19 protein-coding genes are annotated in these 18,774 nt (G+C 65.7%); 8 read left to right on the top strand and 11 right to left on the bottom strand.

The window, feature by feature from the left end:
• The first annotated feature begins 41 nt into the window (after positions 1 to 41).
• Genes PTQ19_RS12095 through PTQ19_RS12080 form a run of 4 tightly spaced genes read left to right on the top strand, consistent with a single transcriptional unit; the run spans position 42 to position 2,773 of the window.
• Positions 42 to 317, top strand: coding sequence for a hypothetical protein (locus PTQ19_RS12095; RefSeq protein WP_274367527.1), 276 nt, complete (start codon positions 42 to 44; stop codon positions 315 to 317).
• Positions 314 to 1,681, top strand: coding sequence for a type IV secretory system conjugative DNA transfer family protein (locus PTQ19_RS12090; protein ID WP_274367526.1), 1,368 nt, complete (start codon positions 314 to 316; stop codon positions 1,679 to 1,681). Before PTQ19_RS12095 ends, PTQ19_RS12090 begins: the two co-directional genes overlap by 4 nt.
• Complete coding sequence (locus PTQ19_RS12085) at positions 1,674 to 2,438, top strand: hypothetical protein (RefSeq protein ID WP_274367525.1); 765 nt, start codon at positions 1,674 to 1,676, stop codon at positions 2,436 to 2,438. The genes PTQ19_RS12090 and PTQ19_RS12085 overlap by 8 nt, the downstream gene beginning before the upstream one ends.
• Positions 2,435 to 2,773 (top strand): hypothetical protein, encoded by a 339-nt coding sequence (locus tag PTQ19_RS12080; RefSeq protein ID WP_274367524.1) that lies wholly within the window; start codon positions 2,435 to 2,437, stop codon positions 2,771 to 2,773. Before PTQ19_RS12085 ends, PTQ19_RS12080 begins: the two co-directional genes overlap by 4 nt.
• A 66-nt stretch (positions 2,774 to 2,839) precedes the next feature.
• Here the strand turns inward: PTQ19_RS12080 and PTQ19_RS12075 are convergent, their stop codons facing one another.
• The 8 genes from PTQ19_RS12075 to PTQ19_RS15385 form a co-directional block, all read right to left on the bottom strand.
• Positions 2,840 to 6,298: an AAA family ATPase gene (locus PTQ19_RS12075; RefSeq protein WP_274367523.1), complete on the bottom strand. Its 3,459-nt coding sequence runs from the start codon at positions 6,296 to 6,298 to the stop codon at positions 2,840 to 2,842.
• 230 nt (positions 6,299 to 6,528) lie between these two features.
• Positions 6,529 to 6,963 carry a hypothetical protein gene (locus tag PTQ19_RS12070; RefSeq protein WP_274367522.1) on the bottom strand — a complete coding sequence of 145 codons (435 nt, stop codon included), beginning with the start codon at positions 6,961 to 6,963 and terminating at the stop codon, positions 6,529 to 6,531.
• A 24-nt stretch (positions 6,964 to 6,987) separates the two neighbouring features.
• On the bottom strand, positions 6,988 to 7,773 hold the full coding sequence (locus tag PTQ19_RS12065; RefSeq protein WP_274367521.1) for a DUF2637 domain-containing protein: 786 nt from the start codon (positions 7,771 to 7,773) through the stop codon (positions 6,988 to 6,990).
• 441 nt (positions 7,774 to 8,214) lie between these two features.
• Entirely contained in the window at positions 8,215 to 8,412 is a 198-nt protein-coding gene (locus PTQ19_RS12060) for a hypothetical protein (protein WP_274367520.1), read from the bottom strand.
• Between the two features lie 169 nt (positions 8,413 to 8,581).
• On the bottom strand, positions 8,582 to 8,920 hold the full coding sequence (locus PTQ19_RS12055) for a hypothetical protein (RefSeq protein WP_274367519.1): 339 nt from the start codon (positions 8,918 to 8,920) through the stop codon (positions 8,582 to 8,584).
• A gap of 171 nt (positions 8,921 to 9,091) precedes the next feature.
• A complete protein-coding gene (locus PTQ19_RS12050) occupies positions 9,092 to 9,994 on the bottom strand; it encodes a L,D-transpeptidase (protein WP_274367518.1) in 903 nt (300 codons plus the stop codon).
• Between the two features lie 96 nt (positions 9,995 to 10,090).
• Positions 10,091 to 11,104, bottom strand: a complete 1,014-nt coding sequence (locus tag PTQ19_RS12045; RefSeq protein WP_274367517.1) for a prealbumin-like fold domain-containing protein — start codon at positions 11,102 to 11,104, stop codon at positions 10,091 to 10,093.
• 57 nt (positions 11,105 to 11,161) lie between these two features.
• Positions 11,162 to 11,371: a helix-turn-helix domain-containing protein gene (locus PTQ19_RS15385; protein WP_425313213.1), complete on the bottom strand. Its 210-nt coding sequence runs from the start codon at positions 11,369 to 11,371 to the stop codon at positions 11,162 to 11,164.
• Between the two features lie 139 nt (positions 11,372 to 11,510).
• Between PTQ19_RS15385 and PTQ19_RS12040 the strand changes: the two genes are divergently transcribed.
• Positions 11,511 to 12,047, top strand: coding sequence for a hypothetical protein (locus tag PTQ19_RS12040; protein ID WP_274367516.1), 537 nt, complete (start codon positions 11,511 to 11,513; stop codon positions 12,045 to 12,047).
• Between the two features lie 32 nt (positions 12,048 to 12,079).
• Here the strand turns inward: PTQ19_RS12040 and PTQ19_RS12035 are convergent, their stop codons facing one another.
• The 3 genes from PTQ19_RS12035 to PTQ19_RS12025 all read right to left on the bottom strand — a co-directional run bounded on the left by PTQ19_RS12035 (position 12,080) and on the right by PTQ19_RS12025 (position 14,601).
• Positions 12,080 to 13,228, bottom strand: coding sequence for an SH3 domain-containing protein (locus tag PTQ19_RS12035; protein WP_274367515.1), 1,149 nt, complete (start codon positions 13,226 to 13,228; stop codon positions 12,080 to 12,082).
• Positions 13,229 to 13,341: 113 nt separating this feature from the next.
• Positions 13,342 to 13,479, bottom strand: a complete 138-nt coding sequence (locus PTQ19_RS12030) for a hypothetical protein (protein ID WP_274367514.1) — start codon at positions 13,477 to 13,479, stop codon at positions 13,342 to 13,344.
• A 759-nt stretch (positions 13,480 to 14,238) separates the two neighbouring features.
• Positions 14,239 to 14,601: a hypothetical protein gene (locus PTQ19_RS12025; RefSeq protein WP_274367513.1), complete on the bottom strand. Its 363-nt coding sequence runs from the start codon at positions 14,599 to 14,601 to the stop codon at positions 14,239 to 14,241.
• A gap of 1,083 nt (positions 14,602 to 15,684) precedes the next feature.
• On the opposite strand from PTQ19_RS12025, the gene PTQ19_RS12020 reads away from it, so the two are divergent.
• The 3 genes from PTQ19_RS12020 to PTQ19_RS12010 all read left to right on the top strand — a co-directional run bounded on the left by PTQ19_RS12020 (position 15,685) and on the right by PTQ19_RS12010 (position 18,765).
• Entirely contained in the window at positions 15,685 to 17,436 is a 1,752-nt protein-coding gene (locus tag PTQ19_RS12020) for a DNA primase family protein (RefSeq protein WP_274367512.1), read from the top strand.
• Positions 17,436 to 18,044: a hypothetical protein gene (locus tag PTQ19_RS12015; RefSeq protein ID WP_274367511.1), complete on the top strand. Its 609-nt coding sequence runs from the start codon at positions 17,436 to 17,438 to the stop codon at positions 18,042 to 18,044. The genes PTQ19_RS12020 and PTQ19_RS12015 overlap by 1 nt, the downstream gene beginning before the upstream one ends.
• Positions 18,045 to 18,324: 280 nt before the next feature.
• Positions 18,325 to 18,765, top strand: coding sequence for a hypothetical protein (locus PTQ19_RS12010; protein ID WP_274367510.1), 441 nt, complete (start codon positions 18,325 to 18,327; stop codon positions 18,763 to 18,765).
• Positions 18,766 to 18,774: the final 9 nt, after the last annotated feature.

Genomic DNA, 18,774 nt, shown 5'->3' with positions numbered 1-18,774 from the left:
CCAAATAACGCTTTCTATTCACTACTACCGAAGGAGTGATCATGATGATCGAATCGCTCAACGCGCGGCAGGCCGTCCCTGTGTCCGAGCATGAGAGGCTGTCGCTTCGCATCGCTGCCGTCGACGCCGGAGTGACGACGGGTCTCTATGTCCGCGCGCTACTGACCTGGGCGCTCGACCACTGCAGTCCAGACGAGCTCGCGGCCGCCGTTGCAGCCGAGCAGCGGGAAGCAGCTGCCCGCCGCCTGCAGGCGAGCAAAGCGGGAGTGCTCCAGCGCTGGGGTCTCGCTCCCGGGGAAGCGGGGGCGGTGAGATGAGCATCTTCAACAAGGCCCGGCCCGCGGCAAAGCCGGTACCCGCCCGAGCGCCTGAGACACCGACCCCTTACCTCGGACTGGTCGACGGCGCGCGCGTCCCGACGGCGCCTCACGGGATGGTCGTCGGCAAGACCGGATCGGGCAAGACGCGCCGCGTGCTCGCCGTGGGCGCCCTCGCCCATAAGGGATCGCGAGTGCTGGTGTCGTCGAAAGCCGACTTCCTAGAGCTCACGCTCAACAGAGGGCTCTCCGCTGCAGGTCCTGTGTACGTGCTCGATCTAGCGGCTGAGCTCGACGAGAGCGCGCCCTGGCTGGCCAATGCGCGCTACACGAAGGTCGTCGCTGACCCGACCACGCTGCTGACGGGCGATGATGACGCGAGCAGGATGGCGACGCTGCTGCTGCAGACCGCCGCGCTCGGGACATCGAGCGGGAGCAACGGCGGTGGTAGCGGCGACAACGCGATCTGGGAACAGCTCGCCCACCAGCCCCTGGCAGCGCTCCTGTTGGCCGGCCAGGCAAGCGGTGGTGGGATCGAGTGGGTCACCCGCGCTGCCGGGAAGTTTGCGAACGAGGGAGACGACACCTCTCCCTCCTGGCAGCAGGCCTTCAATCTGATCTTCGGTAAATCCTTCCACGCGCAAGACCTGTTGACCGTGATCAGGTCGGATGAGAAGCTCCGCGACTCGGTCGCTGCGACCGTGCGATCGGCTCTGAAAGCCTGGACCCTCCAGTCCGTACGTGGTGGCGCCGAGAGCACCGCGTTCACGCCGGTCCTGCTCCAAGGCCCTGGCACGCCCACCCTGTTCATCCTGAGCGGGAGCACCGGGCCGCAGGTCAGTGCGGCAGTGGCTGTTGTCGAGGGTGTGATCGACCACTGGCGTCGCAACCTGGGGCGACAGCTCCCGTGGCTCCTCATCTCGATCGATGAGCTGACGAACACGTGCTCCATCCCGGCTGACCTGCTCGTGTCCCACATCACCGAGCTGCGCGGCCTTCGGGTGTCGATGGTGCTCGGCGTCCAGTCCACCGGTGGTCAGCTGGAGCTGAAGTACGGTGTCGCGGGTGCCAAGGCTCTGCGCGAGACCGTGCCCGCCTTCCTGATCCTGAAAGGCAGTGGTGAGTGGGAGAAACTCGAGGACGCGTCGAAGTTCCTCGGTGAGGAAGACCGTCGTCGTGAGACCTCTGACCGAGACGGCAACGTCGTCTCCGTCTCGCTGGAGCGCTTCCCTCGCCGGGCTCCGCACGAGCTGCTGCCTCCCGACAAGGAGCACGCCCGACTGATCCTCAGCGCCGGCGAAACGCTCCTGGTGGAGATCCCCGACATCTCCGGCATCCCAGAACGAGGGGGTGCTGGTGACTGATTCACAGAAGCGCGCTCAGGGGGGAACACGCACCGCATTCGCAGCCGCCGTCCTCGTCGCCTCGCTCGCTGGGTGCGGTGGGACCGCGGCGCTGGCGCACGAAGCGCCCGCGACCACCCCACACCACACCATCCCCACACTGAACGACGACCTGCGAGCGTCGGTGGACTGGGATGCCGAGGAATGGCTTGAACGCTTCTGGCCGTACCTCCCGGGAACCAGCCAGGCTGTGCTCCACGTCATCGACTTCGGCGATGAGGATCGGTACCGCGTCGCCGGGGCTGTCATGATCGACCACCCCGACGTGGTCCTACTGAACGAGGACTGGTTGGCCTGGGCGTCGGACGAGCGCGCGTGGGAGAACGTCCTCAGCCTCGCCGCGCACGAGCTCGTGCACTCAGCACTGGCGCAGGACGGCGTACCGATCCCTGACGCACTGCTCCTCGACGAGAGCGACCGCTCCTGGGCCGCCGGCGCCATGGACGAGCCCATGGGCTCAGATGCCGATGACAGCGCCGCGCACGAGGCCATCGCCTCCTGCATCGAGGAGACGATCACCCCAGGCACCGCCACCTACTACCTCTCCGCCCCATGCCCATCCACCTACGTAGAGGAGGCCCTGACCTACCTGAACCAGATCACCGGCGACGACTGGGGCGCGCTCAGCCAACCAGGCCACTGGGTCGCCCAGAAGACGTTCGCGGCTGCCGTCGCGACGAGCAACACCACCACCAACAACAAGGAGGCGCTCAGATGAGCATCGACAAGACCATGACAGCCCACGAAGAAGACCTGGACCGCGAGCAGGCCGAGTTCCAGAGCGAGGTCAACTCCCAGGGCGGCCGGAGCTTCACCGACCGTGACGCCGCGGAACGAGAACTTCAGAAGCAGCGCAAGAAGCAGGAGCGCGAGCGAGAGGAAGGCGACGACCTCGACGAGGCCCACCAGATCGCTCTGGACGAGGCGCACCGCCAGCGTCGTGAGCGAGAGAACCCCGGGGAAGCCGCCGACAATGCTCGACGGCGTGAAGCGGATGAGGCGTTCGCGGCGACCCTCGCGCCTCGCAGCACCGACCGCGACCGATGCCGATGAGGTCGTGAGTAGGACAGACAAGAGCCCCGCAGCAGATGCTGCGGGGCTCTTCGTCGTCGGGAGCGCTCAGCGACCGCGACTCTGAGTGGTCGCTCGCTCACGCGAGTCGGTCACAGATGCGAACGCATGGTCGTCGCCGGAGCCCGTCCGAGCCGACGCGAAAATCTGCTCGTGGCGCTGGGCGGCCCGTGCGCGAGCGTCGTCTTCTGCCTGGCGCTGGCGGTCGAGCACGTCGGTAGCAATCGGTGTCGCATCGGACGCCGCGAACGCGCGAGGGTCGACGTCATACCCGCTCCGGCCACCCCGTCGCGCGAGGAGACCCGCGCGCACCGCGAACACGTTCTTCCCGCGCACGGATGCTCGGTTGTCGCCGGCGGCTTCGACGAGGCGGTCGAACTGCTCGCGCGTGAGGACCTGCATCCCGGCCCGCGTGAGATCGTCGCGCTCCTCGGTGAACAGGTTCAGACCTGTCATGTCGGCGGCAGCGTCGGCGTGATGAGCCAGCTGGAACTCGACCTGAGCGGCGTTGTCGCGGACGGCGTGGACCACGACGATCAGCTCTGCGTCACGCTGATGCAGAGGAACCGTCCCCACGCTGCGAGGACGCCGGCCACGCGTGGTCTGCACGCGATCAGGCGATGCCAGCGTACGGTCCTTCTCCGGCTTGATCCGAACACGATCGCTGCCGATAGGCAGTTCGACAGGGACATCCGTCGGCGTGACACCCAGACGCTCTGCCTCGACGCGCAGCTTGCGCCGTGCCTCATCGAGACCGAGGTCAGCACCCTCGCGCTCAACGGCAGCCGTGAACTGCTGACGCGCGTCGTCCAGATCCACCGCGGCCGCGTGCAGGACGTTCGCGTACCTTCCGCGCGTGAGACCGACGTAAACGCCTGCAGCGTCGGACTGATCAGAGACGACCGTGTGAGCGGTGTCTACCGTCATGCCCTGCGAGCCGTGGCCTGTGACGGCATAGGCGAGCTGGAGATTCTCTCGCGCGTACTTCCTGGGGAGTGTCGTTCTGAAGCCGCTGTGCTCGTCCTTGACGATGACCCGACCAGAGAGGTTCACGCGCTCGACGATGAAGGTCTGTCGGTTGGCGACACGCAGTTTCTTGTTGTTCTGACGGGTCGCGACCTTCGCGCCGACGGAGATCCGGTCGCCGTCGCGACCGATGATCGTGCGGGCGCGCCCCAGCTGCACCTGGCCCTTGGCTAGCACCTGCTCCAGGCGCTCGCGCTGCTCGGGCGACGTGCCGACAGCTCCCTTGGCCTCCAGCCGGCGCCACAGTCTGCGGTCCGTGACGCGTCCCTCAGCGACCAGACGCGCACGCACAGTCGCGTCCCGAACGATGCCGGCCCCCACCAGCCTCTCGTAGACCTCGTGGTTGATGCGCTGAGCCGCGGTGTTGGTCGCTGCAATCGCCAGCGACGTCTTGCCCGCCTGCAGCTCCAGAGCCACTGTCTCGGCGACACGACTCACCACCTCGTCGGGCTCGCCCACACGGACCTGGCCGCGCTCTTCGAGGATGTCGAAGAACCCGTCCGCGTCCTGGCGCTGGCGGAGCTTCAGAGAGGCGTCAGCGTACTCGGTGTCGATCTTCTTGGACGGCGTCTGGAACCGACGAACATCCTGGAGGTCGTGGCATGCCGTTGCCGTGTGGACCGCCTTCGTGAGGTAGCCTCCGCGACCGACCGCCGCGAGCTGCTTGCGGTCACCCAGCAGCACCAGCCGGGCGTTGGTCGCGTCACTGTAGCGGTGGAGTATGTCGGCGGTAGCCATGTCAAGCATGCCAGCCTCGTCGATGACCAACGTTGTGCGACGGTCCATGGCGAACGCGTCCGGCTGTGGCTTCCACGTCGTCGGTTCTCTCCAACGACCGCGGTCGTCCAGCGTCGCTCCTGCACGGACCAACATGCCGTGCACGCTGTTGCCCTCGATACCGACCTCGGCTGCGACCTCCAGAGCGCCGCGCTTCGTGGGCGACACTGCCACCATCCGGCCGCCGTCCTTGACGATCTGCTCGTGCGCTGCTGAGAGCATCGTCGTCTTGCCGGACCCGGCAGCGCCCTCAACCACAACAAGCCGATGGGTGCCCGTGATCGACCGCGCAGCCGCGGCCTGGCCGTCCGAGAGTTTGAAGCCGCCTCGATCGACCTTCACCTCACCGTCGACAGCCAGCAGGTACTGGGCGCGTCTCTGTAGCGAGCTCTCCACATCAGCGTCCGTCTGAAGCACCCTCTTCGACGTCCAGTGCGAGGACCCCTCGATGTCCACCCCCTCGTCGAAGAGGTTGACCATCTCTCGGCGCGCAGCGTCAAGGCATCGCTGCTGGAGCTCAGCCACACCCTCGCCCCCGAACAGGTACGTCTCTGCCAGACGACGGTCGATCGCTGCGCGCATATCCGCAGACGACCATGCCGATCGTGAGGAGGACAGCGCGGCGATCGCGTCGGCCGCGATGGTCTTCGCATCGATCTCGCCGGCCTCGTGCACCACGAGGTCGTGAGAGGTGTTGCGAGGGGTGACCGTAGCCAGACGCTGAGCCTGACCCACACGCTCCGCCTGCGCGAGCTCACGCTTCTCGGGCCTTGTCGCTGACCACGAGTGATTGTCCCACCGACGAACCAGGGCAGTGCTGGGCTCTCGACCTGGGTTCTCAGCCCGCCACTGCGCCTCAACGCTCTCACGTCGAGAGGCGATCTGCTCCCGCCGCTGCGAGAACTCGTCCGTGAGCTGCTCGAACTCAGCGATCCGGCCGCCGCCTTCGCCGGGCTCCCACGTGAACCCCTGCTCGGCGATCACCCGGCGCAGCTCCGCGTCAGAGGCGATGACAAGATCGGCCGCGGCATGAACCCGCTCAGCCATCCTGTACAGCACAGCACCGTCCAGCGCCCGCCAAGCCTGCCTACCGTCCGGCAACGTCACCAGGCCCGTCGAAAGGATTTGCAGGTGACGATGCATGTGTGGGTCGGCCGTGCGAGAGGTGTGATGCATCACGCTACTGAACTCGATCTTGTCGAGCTTCAGTTGCTCCTGCTCACCCGCAGGACCGACGCGCGTGACCGCATGCTGCTGGAGCGCCTCCACCGCAGCGATGGTCGCGCGCTCCATCGCCGCCTCCAGCGCCTCTGAGATCTGCGGGTTGGCTGCGGCAGCCAACGACAACGACTTCGACGTCGAGATGCAGGTCTCCTGATACAGCGGGGTGCCGCCGGTCACCACCTCCGGCTCACCCGTCTCGGAGGACGTCTTCACCATCCGGCGCGAGCGAAGCTTGCCGCCGCGATGCTCACCGGTCACGGGGTCCTTGTGCTCCGCCCACGACTGGAACTGCGAGCGACTGATCTTGTCGACCTCCACCCCCGTCGCTGTCACCGCCCCAAACTGGAACGGTGTGCTCGCCGAAGCGAGGTACGTGGAGCTCTTGTTTGCACTCCTCTCCAGCTCATCAGCCTGTCCCGCCAAGTACTGAACTGCTACCGAGGGACTGCCTCGGAACGCTACGAATCCGCCTTTACTCATAGTAAAAGGGTACTGGTTCTCGGCAGTGAATCAGCGGTGAACCTACCTATCGCGAAGCGATAGATTACGTGCGTCCTCTTTCCCCTTGGGAAGCAGTTCCTCGCGGGCTCTCCGGCTGCCTTCCCCCTGACCCTCCCTCGACCCTCCCTTGCTGAAGCCCTGAAAAAGAGAAACCCCCGAGCAGCCTGTGTGGCTGTTCGGGGGCTTGGTGGTTCGGCTGGATGCGAGCGTCAACCCGACACCTCAGAGCGGGCCGCGATGCGGGCCAGCCTCTTCTCAGCGCGCTCCAGGCGCCGCCGCTCGCGGCCAGCGTCGTCCTCGCAGCGCAGCTGTTCGAGGAGCTGGGAGTCGGCGGCACCGAGTACGGCGTCCAGCCGTGCTCTGAGCCGCTCTATGCGCAGTCTGTAGCTCGGGTCGGTGTCCACGCCGACCTCAGAGCCATCCGCGAGCACGCGTGGCCGCGGGTGTTCCGGGTCGACGCCGAGGCGATCGAACAGGTCCAGCGCCAGGTCGGCGAAGCCTTCGGCGTTGCGGGCCGCGGCGGCGCGGGCAGCGCGCTGTCGCTTGGTGGCCGCCCGGGCTTCGGAGCGGGAGCGTTCCCTCTCCTCGGCCAGTCGTTGGTGCAGGCGACGTTCGGCGTCGGTCTTCTTGCTGTTCAGTGCCATGGTGGTTGTTCTCCTTCGTGGTGGTCAGGCGGTCTTGGCCAGTTGTTCGTCCTGTTGCAGCCAGCGCCGCAGGGTGCTTCTGCTGATACCCAGTTGTGCTGCCACAGCGGTCTGTGGCTCACCCTCACCGAGGAGCCTCTTGGCGCGTGCGGTGAGTGCGTCACGGTCATCGACTGCGGGGGTGGCCACGGGGGTGGCCACTGCCTGGCCATGACCACTGGCCACGGTGCTGGCCACGGGTGTGGTCACGGGGGTGGCCACTGCCTGGCCATGACCACTGGCCACGGTGTCCACGGGGGTGGCCACTGCCTGGCCATGACCACTGGCCACGGTGTCCACGGGGGTGGCCACTGCCTGGCCATGACCACTGGCCACGGTGCTGGCCACGGGTGTGGTCACCGGCTGAAGCAGCTGAACCAGCAGCTCCACGAGCAGCGTCAGAGCGACGGGCGGGACAGCGGCCATCGCTACAGCAGTGGCCAGGCTGACCCCGTGCGTCGGGTCGAACACGGCAACGGTGTGGAGCCCGTTCGTCACGACGGAGACAAGCCCGAACAGCACCAGCGTGGTCCAGGCGAGGACGGCGCGCCGACCCCGGGATCGCATGACCAGGATGACCAACAAGGAGATCGTCATGGAGCCGTCAACGATTACGGGGAACCCCCAGGCGATCTCCTCCGGCGTGCCCGCGAGGGCGGCTAGGTCAGTCAATGCCGCGAAACTCATCGTGAAGGCGGTCAGGGCGAGGACCCCGACGATGACGCCCGCGAACGCCGCGAGCCGCCCGGTCTTCTTCTGCTGTGTCTGCATGCGAGCAAGTCCTTCCTGTCAGGCCTGTCAGGCCTGTGCCATCTCGAGGAGGTCCCGGTGAATCGCCCAGTTGTCCAGGTCCTTCGCACACACTCGCCAACGGCTCATCGATCGGTGCTCCAGCCCGTAGCCGCGGATTTTGCCAGCCAGAAGGAGGATGCGAACCGTGTGTTCGGTGATGCCGGCCCGCAGGGCCGCTGCTCTAACGGTGAGCTTTCCTGCCGGGTCGTCGAAGCTGTGGAGGTGTCGCCGATAGTCGTGGCGACGAGGGCGAGTTGAGCGAGACATCATGACTGCCTTTCTTGTGCTGTAGCGTGTCTATCCAATCCTACGCATTTAGTACCATGGATGAGCTGTGTGAAACGACGAAAGCGGCCCCCGACGAGAGTGTCGGAGGCCGCTTGGAGTGGTGGGGTTGCTGGTGAGCGCAACCCTCGGGGTCTACAGGGTGCGAGTGCCAGGCGTGCGGGTGATCTCAGCCTCCTCGTCGTCGAGCCTGAGGTAGTCCCTGAGACGGACTGCGGCCTTGAACGAGATCGACTTCGAGTCCTGCAGTGTCGTGTTGAGCCTGTCGGGCGTGTCGGTCAGTGTGCGGGCGTCGTCGATCACGGCGGAGGGGATCGTGGCGGTGGTGGTCATGGCGGGGTTCCTTTCAGTGGATGTGTGATGGTGTGCGGTCTTTGGTCTGCCAGGCCGGCTGCGCTCGGCGGCGGGGCCGCGGGGGCTGTTCACGCGAGCGGTCGCTCGCCCGCGTGAACAGCTGCGGGGCCTCGTGGGGGCGACGTGCTCCGCCGCCGCCACTCACTGGCTACTTCGCTTCAAGCCAGCCCGGCAAGGCGGCGTCGAGGGCGTCGTGTCGCTCCGCCGAGATCTTTCCGGAGCGAGCGTCTCGCTGCTGCTGGGCCAGCCACGCACCGATGTGGCCGTCATTGAACGCGTAGCCGACGCCCTGCGTCTCCAGCCAGCCGGCCGTCTTCAGCTCCTCAGGGTCCTCGCCCTCCCATCCAGGCCAGATGCGGGTGAGCTCGGCGATCTCCGACTGCGTGAGGGTTCCGTCCCGGAGCTCCTGCTGCAGCTCTTCGAGCATCTCGGCGGCCTCGTCTACGCTCACGGTCATGTCGTCGGTGGGGGTCTGCGTGGTGGTCATGTTGTGCTTCCTTCTGTAACTGGTTCGTGTGCAACTGTTTCGCGTGGAATTTTTCTACGTAAACGATACCACACGATTCTCGGGATATGCGAGAGCGGCCCCCGATTCGTGAACCGGGAGCCGCTCGGTGGTGGGGGGGTTGCGGGGGTGCAACCCTCGGGGTCTGTGGTGTCAGTCGGTGATGGTGATGGGCGTTCCTGTCGGAAGCCCCGACAGCGCGGTCAGCGCCTGGGTGTCGACGCGCACGCAGCCGTGCGAGGACGCTCCTACCGTGTTCTCTGACCAGTGGATCGCGATCAGGCCGCCGTCATCGCCGCGGTACGGCTCGTCAGCGACCGCACTGTGCAGGCTGGTGAGCTGAATGGGCTCTCCGTTGGCTTGGGAGGGGTCGCTGAACCGCGCCTCCAGGTAGCCGGTGCCGGTCGGTGTCGGCGTGCCGGCACGACCGACAGCCGCGCTGTACGTCTCGACACTGTCGCCGTTGCGCACCGTCACGGTCTGGTCGCTGATGGACGCAGTGACATGAGCCTCGACAGTCTCCGGTGCCGGCAGATCCGTCGTGAGGACCCAGGCGGCGCTCTGTGCGGGTGCTGTGCCGCCGTTCTGCGAGGGTAGTGACTGCCGGGCCGGGGTCAGCACCAGCGTCCACTCACCGTCCACGGCAGCGGCCACGGTGACCGTCTGCTCCGCGGTGAAATCCCACGCGGCCAGGCGTGCCACAGGCTCGACGCGATCCTCGCCGTACAGGGCCAGGTCGTCGGCGAGTCGGTAAACGCTCGCGGACGCGTCCGAGGCGAGGGTCCCATCGAACGGCAGCAGGCCAGCGATCACCGCGTCGTACCGCGCCTCAGGCAGCGCCTCCAGCTGCGCGGCAGAGGGGACGAGCACCGGCGTGGGGGTCTCGGGCACCGTCGTCGACGGGCTCGGCGCTGCGGTCGACGCGATCGGCGCGGGGGCAGTGGCGTCGGTGTCAGGCGTCGCCGCGCTGAGTGCCAGCCCCCCGATACAGGCGAGTGCAGCAGCAGCGGCGACTGCCGAGAGGATGGGCGCCTGGGGCTTCGAGAGGGTCTTCATGGGTTGTTCTCCTGGTGGTCGGGAAGAATCTGCCTAGGTACGAGGAACGCCGGCCCCCAGGGGAGACCGGCGTTCGGGGTGTCGTCGTGGGTGGGGTTATCCCGCGACGATGGGGAGGTCCTTCTCGGGCTGCGGCTTCGGCTTCGACGAAGCAGGCTTCGGCTCGGGCTTCGGCTCAGGCTTCGGCTCAGGCTCGGGAACGACCGGAGTGACCGGCGTCACCGGGGTGATCACGCCGATGGAGGGGTCGGGCTGGTTCACCGCGGTGAGGGATGCCGGACCACCGACAGCGTCGGCGGAGGAGATCGCGTGCGTCAGCGCGTACATCGACGACGGCAGGTCGCTGATGTGCTCGCTTGAGCCCCACGGGCCCGTCAGCTCACGCGTGCGCGGCGTCGAGATGCTGACCGAGTCCTCCAGATCCCGGTCGCTGATCAGCATCTCGCCAACGATGCGCTTGTTGTAGAGGTCGTTGTTGAATTCCGTCTCGCCCACCCAATCCGGTCGAGCGCCGTCGGGGTAGACCTCCTCCGCGGGCGCGGTCAGGTTCGCCAGGTCGAACACCGCGGGCGTCTCGTCGAGCAGGAAGCCCTCCGGAGCCTGGGTCTCGGTGACCGTCAGCTTGCCGAAGCCGTCCTGGCTGTCACCCCAGTAGGTGCCGAGATAGACCTGCGCAAGGCCATTCTCGTCGGTGGTGACCGTGACGGTGTCCTGGCCCTGGTTGTGGTCGTACACCGTGTCAGTGAACGCCGGCAGCCCTTCCGTGTAGGCGTCGCCCATCGCCGCGATCTCCTCAGCGGAATGCTGCGTGAAGTCGTCGTCGCTGAGCAGTACGGGGGCGTGCTTGAACGCCGGCTTGCCGTCGACGTTGTCGAACGAGACCTCGTAGGTGGCCCCGGCCAGCGGGTTGCCAGCGGGGTCCGTCTTGGTGAGCTCCAGGGCGTAGAAGTCAGCGAAGTAGCCGCCGACCCCGCCGCCGCCCGCACCGCTGCCGTCCGAAGCGACCGCTGCCGCCGGGGTAGCGGCAGCAATGCCGCAGGTCAGCAGTGCTGCAGCAGCTGCGATGGAAACGGCCTTCCGGCGGCCGGTGATGGTCGTGGAATCTGCCATGTAGTTGGCTCCGATCGTGATGGTGGTGGTGATGGTGGTGATGGTGGTGATGGTGGGTTACCGCGGGTTGCGGCCGGGTCTGCTGGATCGACGAGGGGGATATTCAGCGAGGTACTTCTCGAGCTCAACGACCCGGTAAAAGACGGGGGCGCCGCGCGTGCGGGCGGCCCCTTCCTTCTCGTAGACCGGACCGATGCCTGTGTGGCGCCAGTTGACCAGCGTCTGCGGGGCGCGCTGCAGGAACTCGGCTGCCTCTCGCGTTCGCAGTCGGGCGTTGGGGTGCCGTGTCTTCAGGTTCTCACCTCCCTTTTATCTCGTAATTTTTATGCGCATTTAGTACTGCATAAAAAGACTACCACACGGAACGGGGGGCGGTTGCGTTCTGGTACAAGATAGGATCATGGTCATGGCACGACGACCGTCACCTCCCAAGACCGAGCTCGACCTGCCGGCGGCATCCCTGCTGCTGCACTCGGCCTACAAGCGATCGTCATGGACCGTCGCTGAGCTCTCGAAGGCGACGGGTATCGGTGCAGGCACCGTGACGATCACCCTGAACGGCTTCCGGCACGTCACGGGCGAGCCGACAGGAGAGCTCGACGAGCATGGCAAGCCCATCAAGGAGAAGCTGATCAGGGTCGTCGACCCCACGGATCGCGTGCTCGTCCCGATCGCTCGGGAGCTCAGTGTCACACCCGCTCAGCTCATCGAGATCGGCCGCACGCGCGCCGCCGAGATGCTGCGCAAACAGCTCGAAGAGACGGGTGTCGACGCGCCACCACCGAGCCTCGCCTCCGAGGAGGCGTTGGCGGCGGCGAGTGCAGCCGGGCGACAGACCCTGATCGTGGATGTGTTGGCGGCCTTCAGCGACCGAGAGCTTCAGGGCGAGCTGGTGCGTCGGGAACGCCTGCAGGCCACCAACAGCCCCGACTCTCCCTCGTAGGAGTAGAGACGGGGCTGTCAGACGAGCGCGGCTCAGCCGCAGTTGCCGGCGCGGATGGCCTTGGCGGCCTGGTGGTCACCGGAGCCGGCAGGGTAGTGGCTCCAGGCCAACCCGCCGTAGAACTCCATGGCGAAAGCGTCGGTGATGTTCTGCGCTCGGTTACCGGCGATGAGCGGTGCATAAGTGCCGCAGATGCGGTAGATCTCGGCATGGGCCGCTTCGTGCCGCACGACAGAGATGAGTCGCCAGTCCCCGATCAGTTTGGGATGGATGTAGGCGACGTTGGGTGCGTGCGGCCAGAACTTGCCGAAATGGCCGCTGGTGCCGTCAGGGCCGGAGTCGAAGACAACCTGGACGCCCAGACGGCGGCCCTCCGCAATCGCTGCCTCCCGACTGTTCGACGAGACCGGGCGTGCGGCCGGCTTTGGCTTCTGCGAGGACAGGTGATCGCCGCTGACCCAGCCACGGCCGTCAGCCAGGCGGAACCAACCGCTCTGTTTGCCGTTCACCGCGACCTTGGTGCCGTGCGAGAGAGACCCGACGCGGTTGCCGCTGGTGGATGGCGCCGAACGGATGTTCAGCGAGGACGCGGTCACATAGAACGTTGCAGAGACAGCCTCGACAGGAGCGGGCTTCGGTTGAGCGGCAGGTGCCTTCGAGGACAGGTGATCGCCGCTGACCCAGCCACGGCCGTCAGCCAGGCGGTACCAGCCGCTCTGCTTGCCGTTCACCGCGACCTTGGCACCGTGCGACAGGGAACCAACGTGGTTACCGCTGGTGGACGGCGTTGAGCGGATGTTCAGTGAGGGCGCGGTCACGTAGAGCGTTGCCGAGACAGCCTCGACGACAGGAGCCGGCTTCTTGGTCGCCGGCGCGTCGGGCGCAGGGCTCGGCTGTGCGGCGGGCTTCTTGGTCTCAGGAGCATCGGCGACCGGCGCGCCCTCGGTGGGCAGCGACGGCGTGCGAGAGGCGTCTCCAGGCACCTCCAGGGTCGGGATGTCCGCGTACTCGACCAGCGTTTCGGCGGAGACAGAGGCGTCGCGCTCAGCAGTGTGAGGCGACGGGTGCGCGGACAGCGCGGTGCCGATGATGCCGGTGACGATCAGGCAAGCGCTGACGCTGCCTGCGGTGACGAGGGTACCGACGCGATGACGCTGGAAGAAGGAAGTGAGCGTTGACATGGACATGGTGTGACCTTTCAGGGGATGCCCCGGCGGGGCGTGTGGATGTGCGTGAGCAAGGACTGCTCCCGCGGGTGTGTGTGTACGCGCCCCGAACGGGGTGTGACTGAGCGTCAGCGCAGGAGCGCCGGAGCGACGACCAGCGGCAGCAGCAGCATCACGCCGCTGAGCATCAGAGCGTCAGCGAGCCGGTCGCTGAAAGGCTTGTCGTGATACCGGCTGCGGTGGAAGCGACTGCGGTGGAAGCGCATGATGGGCTCTCTCTCTGATTGGGGTGTGTGAATGAGCGTCAGCAAGGACTGCTCTCGCCGAGTGACTCGGGTGCGGCTTTGCCGCACCGAGCGTGAGCGCCGAAGGCGCGACTGCCTGTGCTCCCCGTAGGGGGGATGTGTGAATGAGCGTCAGCAAGGACTGCTCTCGCCGAGTGACTCAGGCACTGCCTTGCAGTGCCTGAGGCGCGCCGAAGGCGCGATTGCCTGGGCTCCCGCAGGGGGTGTGTGAATGAGCGTCAGCAAGGACTGCTCTCGCCGAGTGACTCGGGCACTGCCTTGCAGTGCCTGAGGCGCGCCGAAGGCGCGACTGCCTGTGCTCCCGAAGGGGGTATGTGAATGAGCGTCAGCAAGGACTGCTCTCGCCGAGTGACTCGGGCACTGCCTTGCAGTGCCTGAGGCGCGCCGAAGGCGCGACTGCCTGTGCTCCCGAAGGGGGTATGTGAATGAGCGTCAGCGCGTGAGTGCGGGGGCGTCCCGGGCACTGCCTTGCAGTGCCTGAGGCGCGCCGAAGGCGCGACTGCCTGTGCTCCCGAAGGGGGTATGTGAATGAGCGTCAGCGCGTGAGTGCGGGGATGACGACCAGCGGCAGCAGCAACATCACGCCGCTGACCAGCAGAGCGTCGGCGATTCGGTCGAGGAGGGGCGTGGCGTGATACCGGCTACGGAAGAACATGATGGTCTCTCTCTGAGGGTGTGTGTGTGGATGAGTGCGAACAGGCCGGGGCGGTCGTCGAGGCGTCAGAGCCGGCCCGGGCCGACGACTTCAGCGGCAGGCAGATCCATGAAGACCTCGACGTGGTCGCCGCTGCGCGTGCGCTCCAGCCACGACCACGTCAGGAGGGAACGCACCTCGACCACGTAGGGCTGCGTGGCACCGAGGCGGTACGCCTGCTGTGTGCAGAGAACCTCGATACCCGCAGGGGTCACGTACGCCAGACGAACGCCCAGCCAGGTGCTGACACGTCGCCACGCGTCCACAACCTCCGCCGGCACTCCAGCGCTGTCACCGTTCACCAACGCGACCAGGTACAACGCATACTCGCGTTCAGTGACTGACGAAGACTGTCCGTGGGGACGGTCGAGGGTGTTCTTGTTGTTCACGTTTCATACTCCTTGGAAGGTGTTTTCTGCTAGTTAAAGACTACCAGTAAAGTCACCGCGATGCACTTCGGAGCACCAGTGACAGGGTGGGGGTGAGGGGGTCGGGAAGTAGTGAATGCGTAGCAGTGGCGGTGGCTGCATGGCGACCTCGACTGGCTTCAGCGACAAGGCGTGGGGCATGGGTGCCTCCAGGGCAGGGGTCTGCGCAGAGCCTGTCGAGACCACCGACACAGCGTCCACGACGGGGTCTGAGGGGTCCAGGCGCGACGGCGTTCATCGTGCACCGCCGAGGATCGCGACGAGCGGCGAGAGCAGCTCGTCAGTCAGACGCTGCGCCGCAGCGACCACACGTGAAGGGCGGGGTGGGGGTGCGGGGGCGCCAGGGCTGCGACCGGGGAGAGCGATGCCTTCAGTGCGGGCTTCAGCGCAGCAAGGTGGGGGCGAGGGTGCCCACCTGGTTGTGGCGATGTACCCACCTTTGTACCCACCCGTACCCACCCTGTACCCAGGGCAGTGGGTACACCAAAATCCGCGGAATTACGCGGGTTTTGAGGCCATGTACCCATGTACCCAGAAAAAGAGAGTCACTACGTGTGTGTAAGAAAAAGACGCCAAGCATGTATCTAGTGGGAACCGACTGACGAAAAGGTGGGTACATTGGGTACATGCCCCGTTTTCCCTTGAAAACACGCGGTTTTTGACGTACCCACTGCCCTGGGTACAAGGGTGGGTACACACCCGAGGGTGGGTACACACCCTCGCGCTCCCTACCGCTGAAGTCAGCCGGTGCAGTCCATAAGGGTTTCCCAGGCTGAGGAGTTGGTTCCTTTACTGGGCCTCGGTTAGGCTGGAAGCAACAACCCCCGTGGGTGCTAGATCTGCACCCCTGTGTTCGAGAAAAACTACGCTACTTCGCCTTTCTTGGCGCGATCTCGAACGCTTCGGCCGCACCCTGCGCTCCGATATGCGGGGTGCGGCCTCCCACGGGAGGCTTTTTCTGTTCGCGCTTGAGCGCGCAGCTGAGGTCACCTCTACACACAGCGACGAGATTGCTCCGTCGTGTGACGAAAGGTACCTACTCGCATGTCACAGACCGTTGAGTTTCAGCCAGCGTCTGAACCCACCACCACCACGACCACCGCGGAGAAGGCGGGCGAGATCCCTCTCTCCCCGCTCATTGACAATGTTCTCTTGCGCTCCGTCGAGCGCTACCTCGATCGCGTCGCGCCGGCGCCGGGCGAGAGCTGGCCCGACGCGATCACCATCAAGGAGAGCGTCATCGGCTCCTGCAACGACTACATCGCTGGTCTGAACGCGCAGCTGACGGGCCGCGATCGTCACCCGAAGCTGAAGGCGCTTCACAATGCGCAGATCGCGACGATCCTGGCCCGTGTGCATCGGGTCGTTGGCATCACTCCTGACGCCTCCTCCATCAACCGTGACGCACTGCTTCTGGGGATGTATCAGCACTCAGGGCCAGAGCTGGGCTGCTACACGACCGACGAAGCCACGATCCGAGCCGTAGCGATGCAGTACAACATGCTCGCAACTGAGCGCGATCACCGGGAGATCCTCGCGTTGCTGCGCGTGCAGGTGGACGTCGTCACGCAGAACAGAGACCGCGACCTCATCGCGGTCAACAACGGCATCTTCAACTACATGACGAAGGAGCTGCATAAGTTCGATCCCGAGGTCGTGTTCCTCAACAAGGTGAGGACTGACTGGAATCCCTCGGCGCAGAGCCCCCAGATCACCATGCACGACGGTCAGGTGTGGGAGTTCGATGCCTGGTTGTTGGACCTGTTCAACGGCGATGCGGCTCTCACACAACTGATGCTGCAGGCCATCGGTGCCTGTGTGCGGCCATACGTCCGCTGGAAGAAGACCGCACTGCTCTTCGATGAGCGCGGCAACAACGGCAAGGGCACCCTGCTGGAACTGATCCGGGGGGTTCTTGGCCCTGGAGGCTTCATCACTATGGCCTTGTCCGAGTTTCACGGCTTCCACATGGAAAGGCTGACGAGGGGCGGAACCATTTTGTGCGATGAGAACAACGAGTCCTACATGAACGACTTGATGAAGCTCAAGGCCGTCATCACGGGGGACCCCATTCACATCGACCGGAAGAATCGACTGTCTGTGGAGCACCAGCACAACGGGTTCATGATCCAGTGCGTGAACTCTCTTCCGAAGCTCAAGGACCGCACGGGCTCGATGAAGCGGCGTCTGCTCCCGATCCCGTTCTCGAAGTCGTTCACGGGCGTGGAGCGCAGCTACATTCGCGACGATTACATGACGCGGCCTGACGTCCGCGAGTACGTCCTCAAGCTCGTGCTCAGTGGGATACCCGATTACTACGAGTTCGCGGATGCTGACGCTTCACGGGAGGCACTGCACGAACAGATGCTGGCAAACTCCGCTGTCCGCCAGTTCTGGGAAAGCGTCGAGCCGTTTCTGGTCTGGGACCTCGTACCCTATGTGTTCCTGTACGACCTCTACAAGGCGTGGCTGACACACAACAATCCTTCCTCCCATCCGCTCTCGCGCCTCGAGTTCGACAAGGAGTTCTTCGCCGTTGTCGCGGAAGACGCCGCGGGGCCGTGGGAAGCTCACCCCGATCGGCGCAAGGTCTACCGCACAGGCACGAAGATGGATGAGCCCGAGCCGCTGATTGCCCGCTACGACCTCCATGACTGGATGAACCAGAACTACGCCGGCAACGATCCGCGTCGAATCGTCGCGTTCGCGAAGGCGCCGCGGTACAAGGGAGCGATCGTCCGCAGAGTGCCCAAAGCCGTGCAGGCAGCCGCCGCCGGAATCGATGAGGAGGACTGATGACGACCCGTGATTTTCGGTGCTGCAGCAGCGCCGCGCTGTGGACGGACAAGACCCAGAGCCGTCAGCGGATGGTGTGCTTCCTGCACAGCACGGACGACGAGCGCGAGCGGGTAGCCGCAACTGACGCTGCTGCCGAGCGCATCGGGCTGAAGCCCCGACCCCGAGAGATGCAGCGGTGGGGGTGGGTGTATGACTGGACTTACGGGCCGAACATCGATCTGCGCGCCCGTGAGCTCATGATCGAGTGGGCGACCTCGCACGGGCTACGGATCAGGCGCGACACCTCCATGTACCGCCGGTGCTTGCACTGGCTCTCGGAGGGGCGCTGCCGGTACCACTGTGTCGTCGACGGCAGTCACATCCAGAGCGAGGATCCCCACTACGTCGCCCTTGCGGGCGGCAGCACTTCCTGGATGGACCACGTCACCGCCTGGACCCGCGACGGTGAGCCGGCCGCGCTCGTCTCGCAACCATACGGCCTGGATGACCGGAGCAGACAGGCCCTCGCCGTGCTGGCGGAGCACCCCGCCTTCGAGGTTGAGGTGGACGACAATGGCGGCTGGTACAGCCGCAGCACGGGATTCGTCGTCGTTCGACGAGCCTGATCACGAGACCGGACAGAGGACGGTACGGGAAGCTCCCGTACCGTCCTCGTCTGCGTTGGGGGTGACGGGGTTGTCACCAATTTCCCGACGGTCGTTGACTGCGGGAGAAGAACCCTAGAGTCTAGGTACCGCGGGTGTGATCCCCTCCAGTGCGACTGCTGCAGCAGGGTGCGATCGACGCGGGCCAGGAAAGAACTGGCTTCCCTCCGGCTCCTTCGGAAAAAGCAAACGTGAACAGGCCTCAGTCATGACGTGATCCCATGAACTGAAGGAAACCCCTGTGATGTACAGCACCATCGACCGCCCGTTTGCCGCTGAGACTGAGATCGAGATCGTGATCGAGGTCGAGAGCCCCCTCACCGCGTGGATGCGCCGTCACGAGGCGTACCTCGACGCGGACGCGGAGATCCATTGTCTCCACTGGCTGATCGACGGCGCCTGCGAGGCCGGCTGCTTCGGTGATGAGCGCTTCGGTTTCCGGAGCGACGACGTGCTCATGCGGCTGCTGGCTGAGAGCTCCTCGCTGGCGTGGCTCGGCAGTGCGACGCTGTGGCGGCGGTTCGGACAGCCGCACTGCGTCGTGGCCCAGCTCCCGGAGCTCTCCGACGCCGATGAGGTCGCCTTGGAGGCTCTCGCGGGGCTGGCTGACATCGTGGTCGAGATCGACCCCGACGGGGTGGACCTGCCCGGGCACCGGGTCGTCGTCGCCTACTGCCGCTGAGCGCACAGC

It is taken from the genome of Microbacterium esteraromaticum (genome assembly GCF_028747645.1).
GTDB classification, from domain to species: domain Bacteria; phylum Actinomycetota; class Actinomycetes; order Actinomycetales; family Microbacteriaceae; genus Microbacterium; species Microbacterium esteraromaticum_C.
This window is presented reverse-complemented; position numbering and strand designations above follow the sequence as displayed.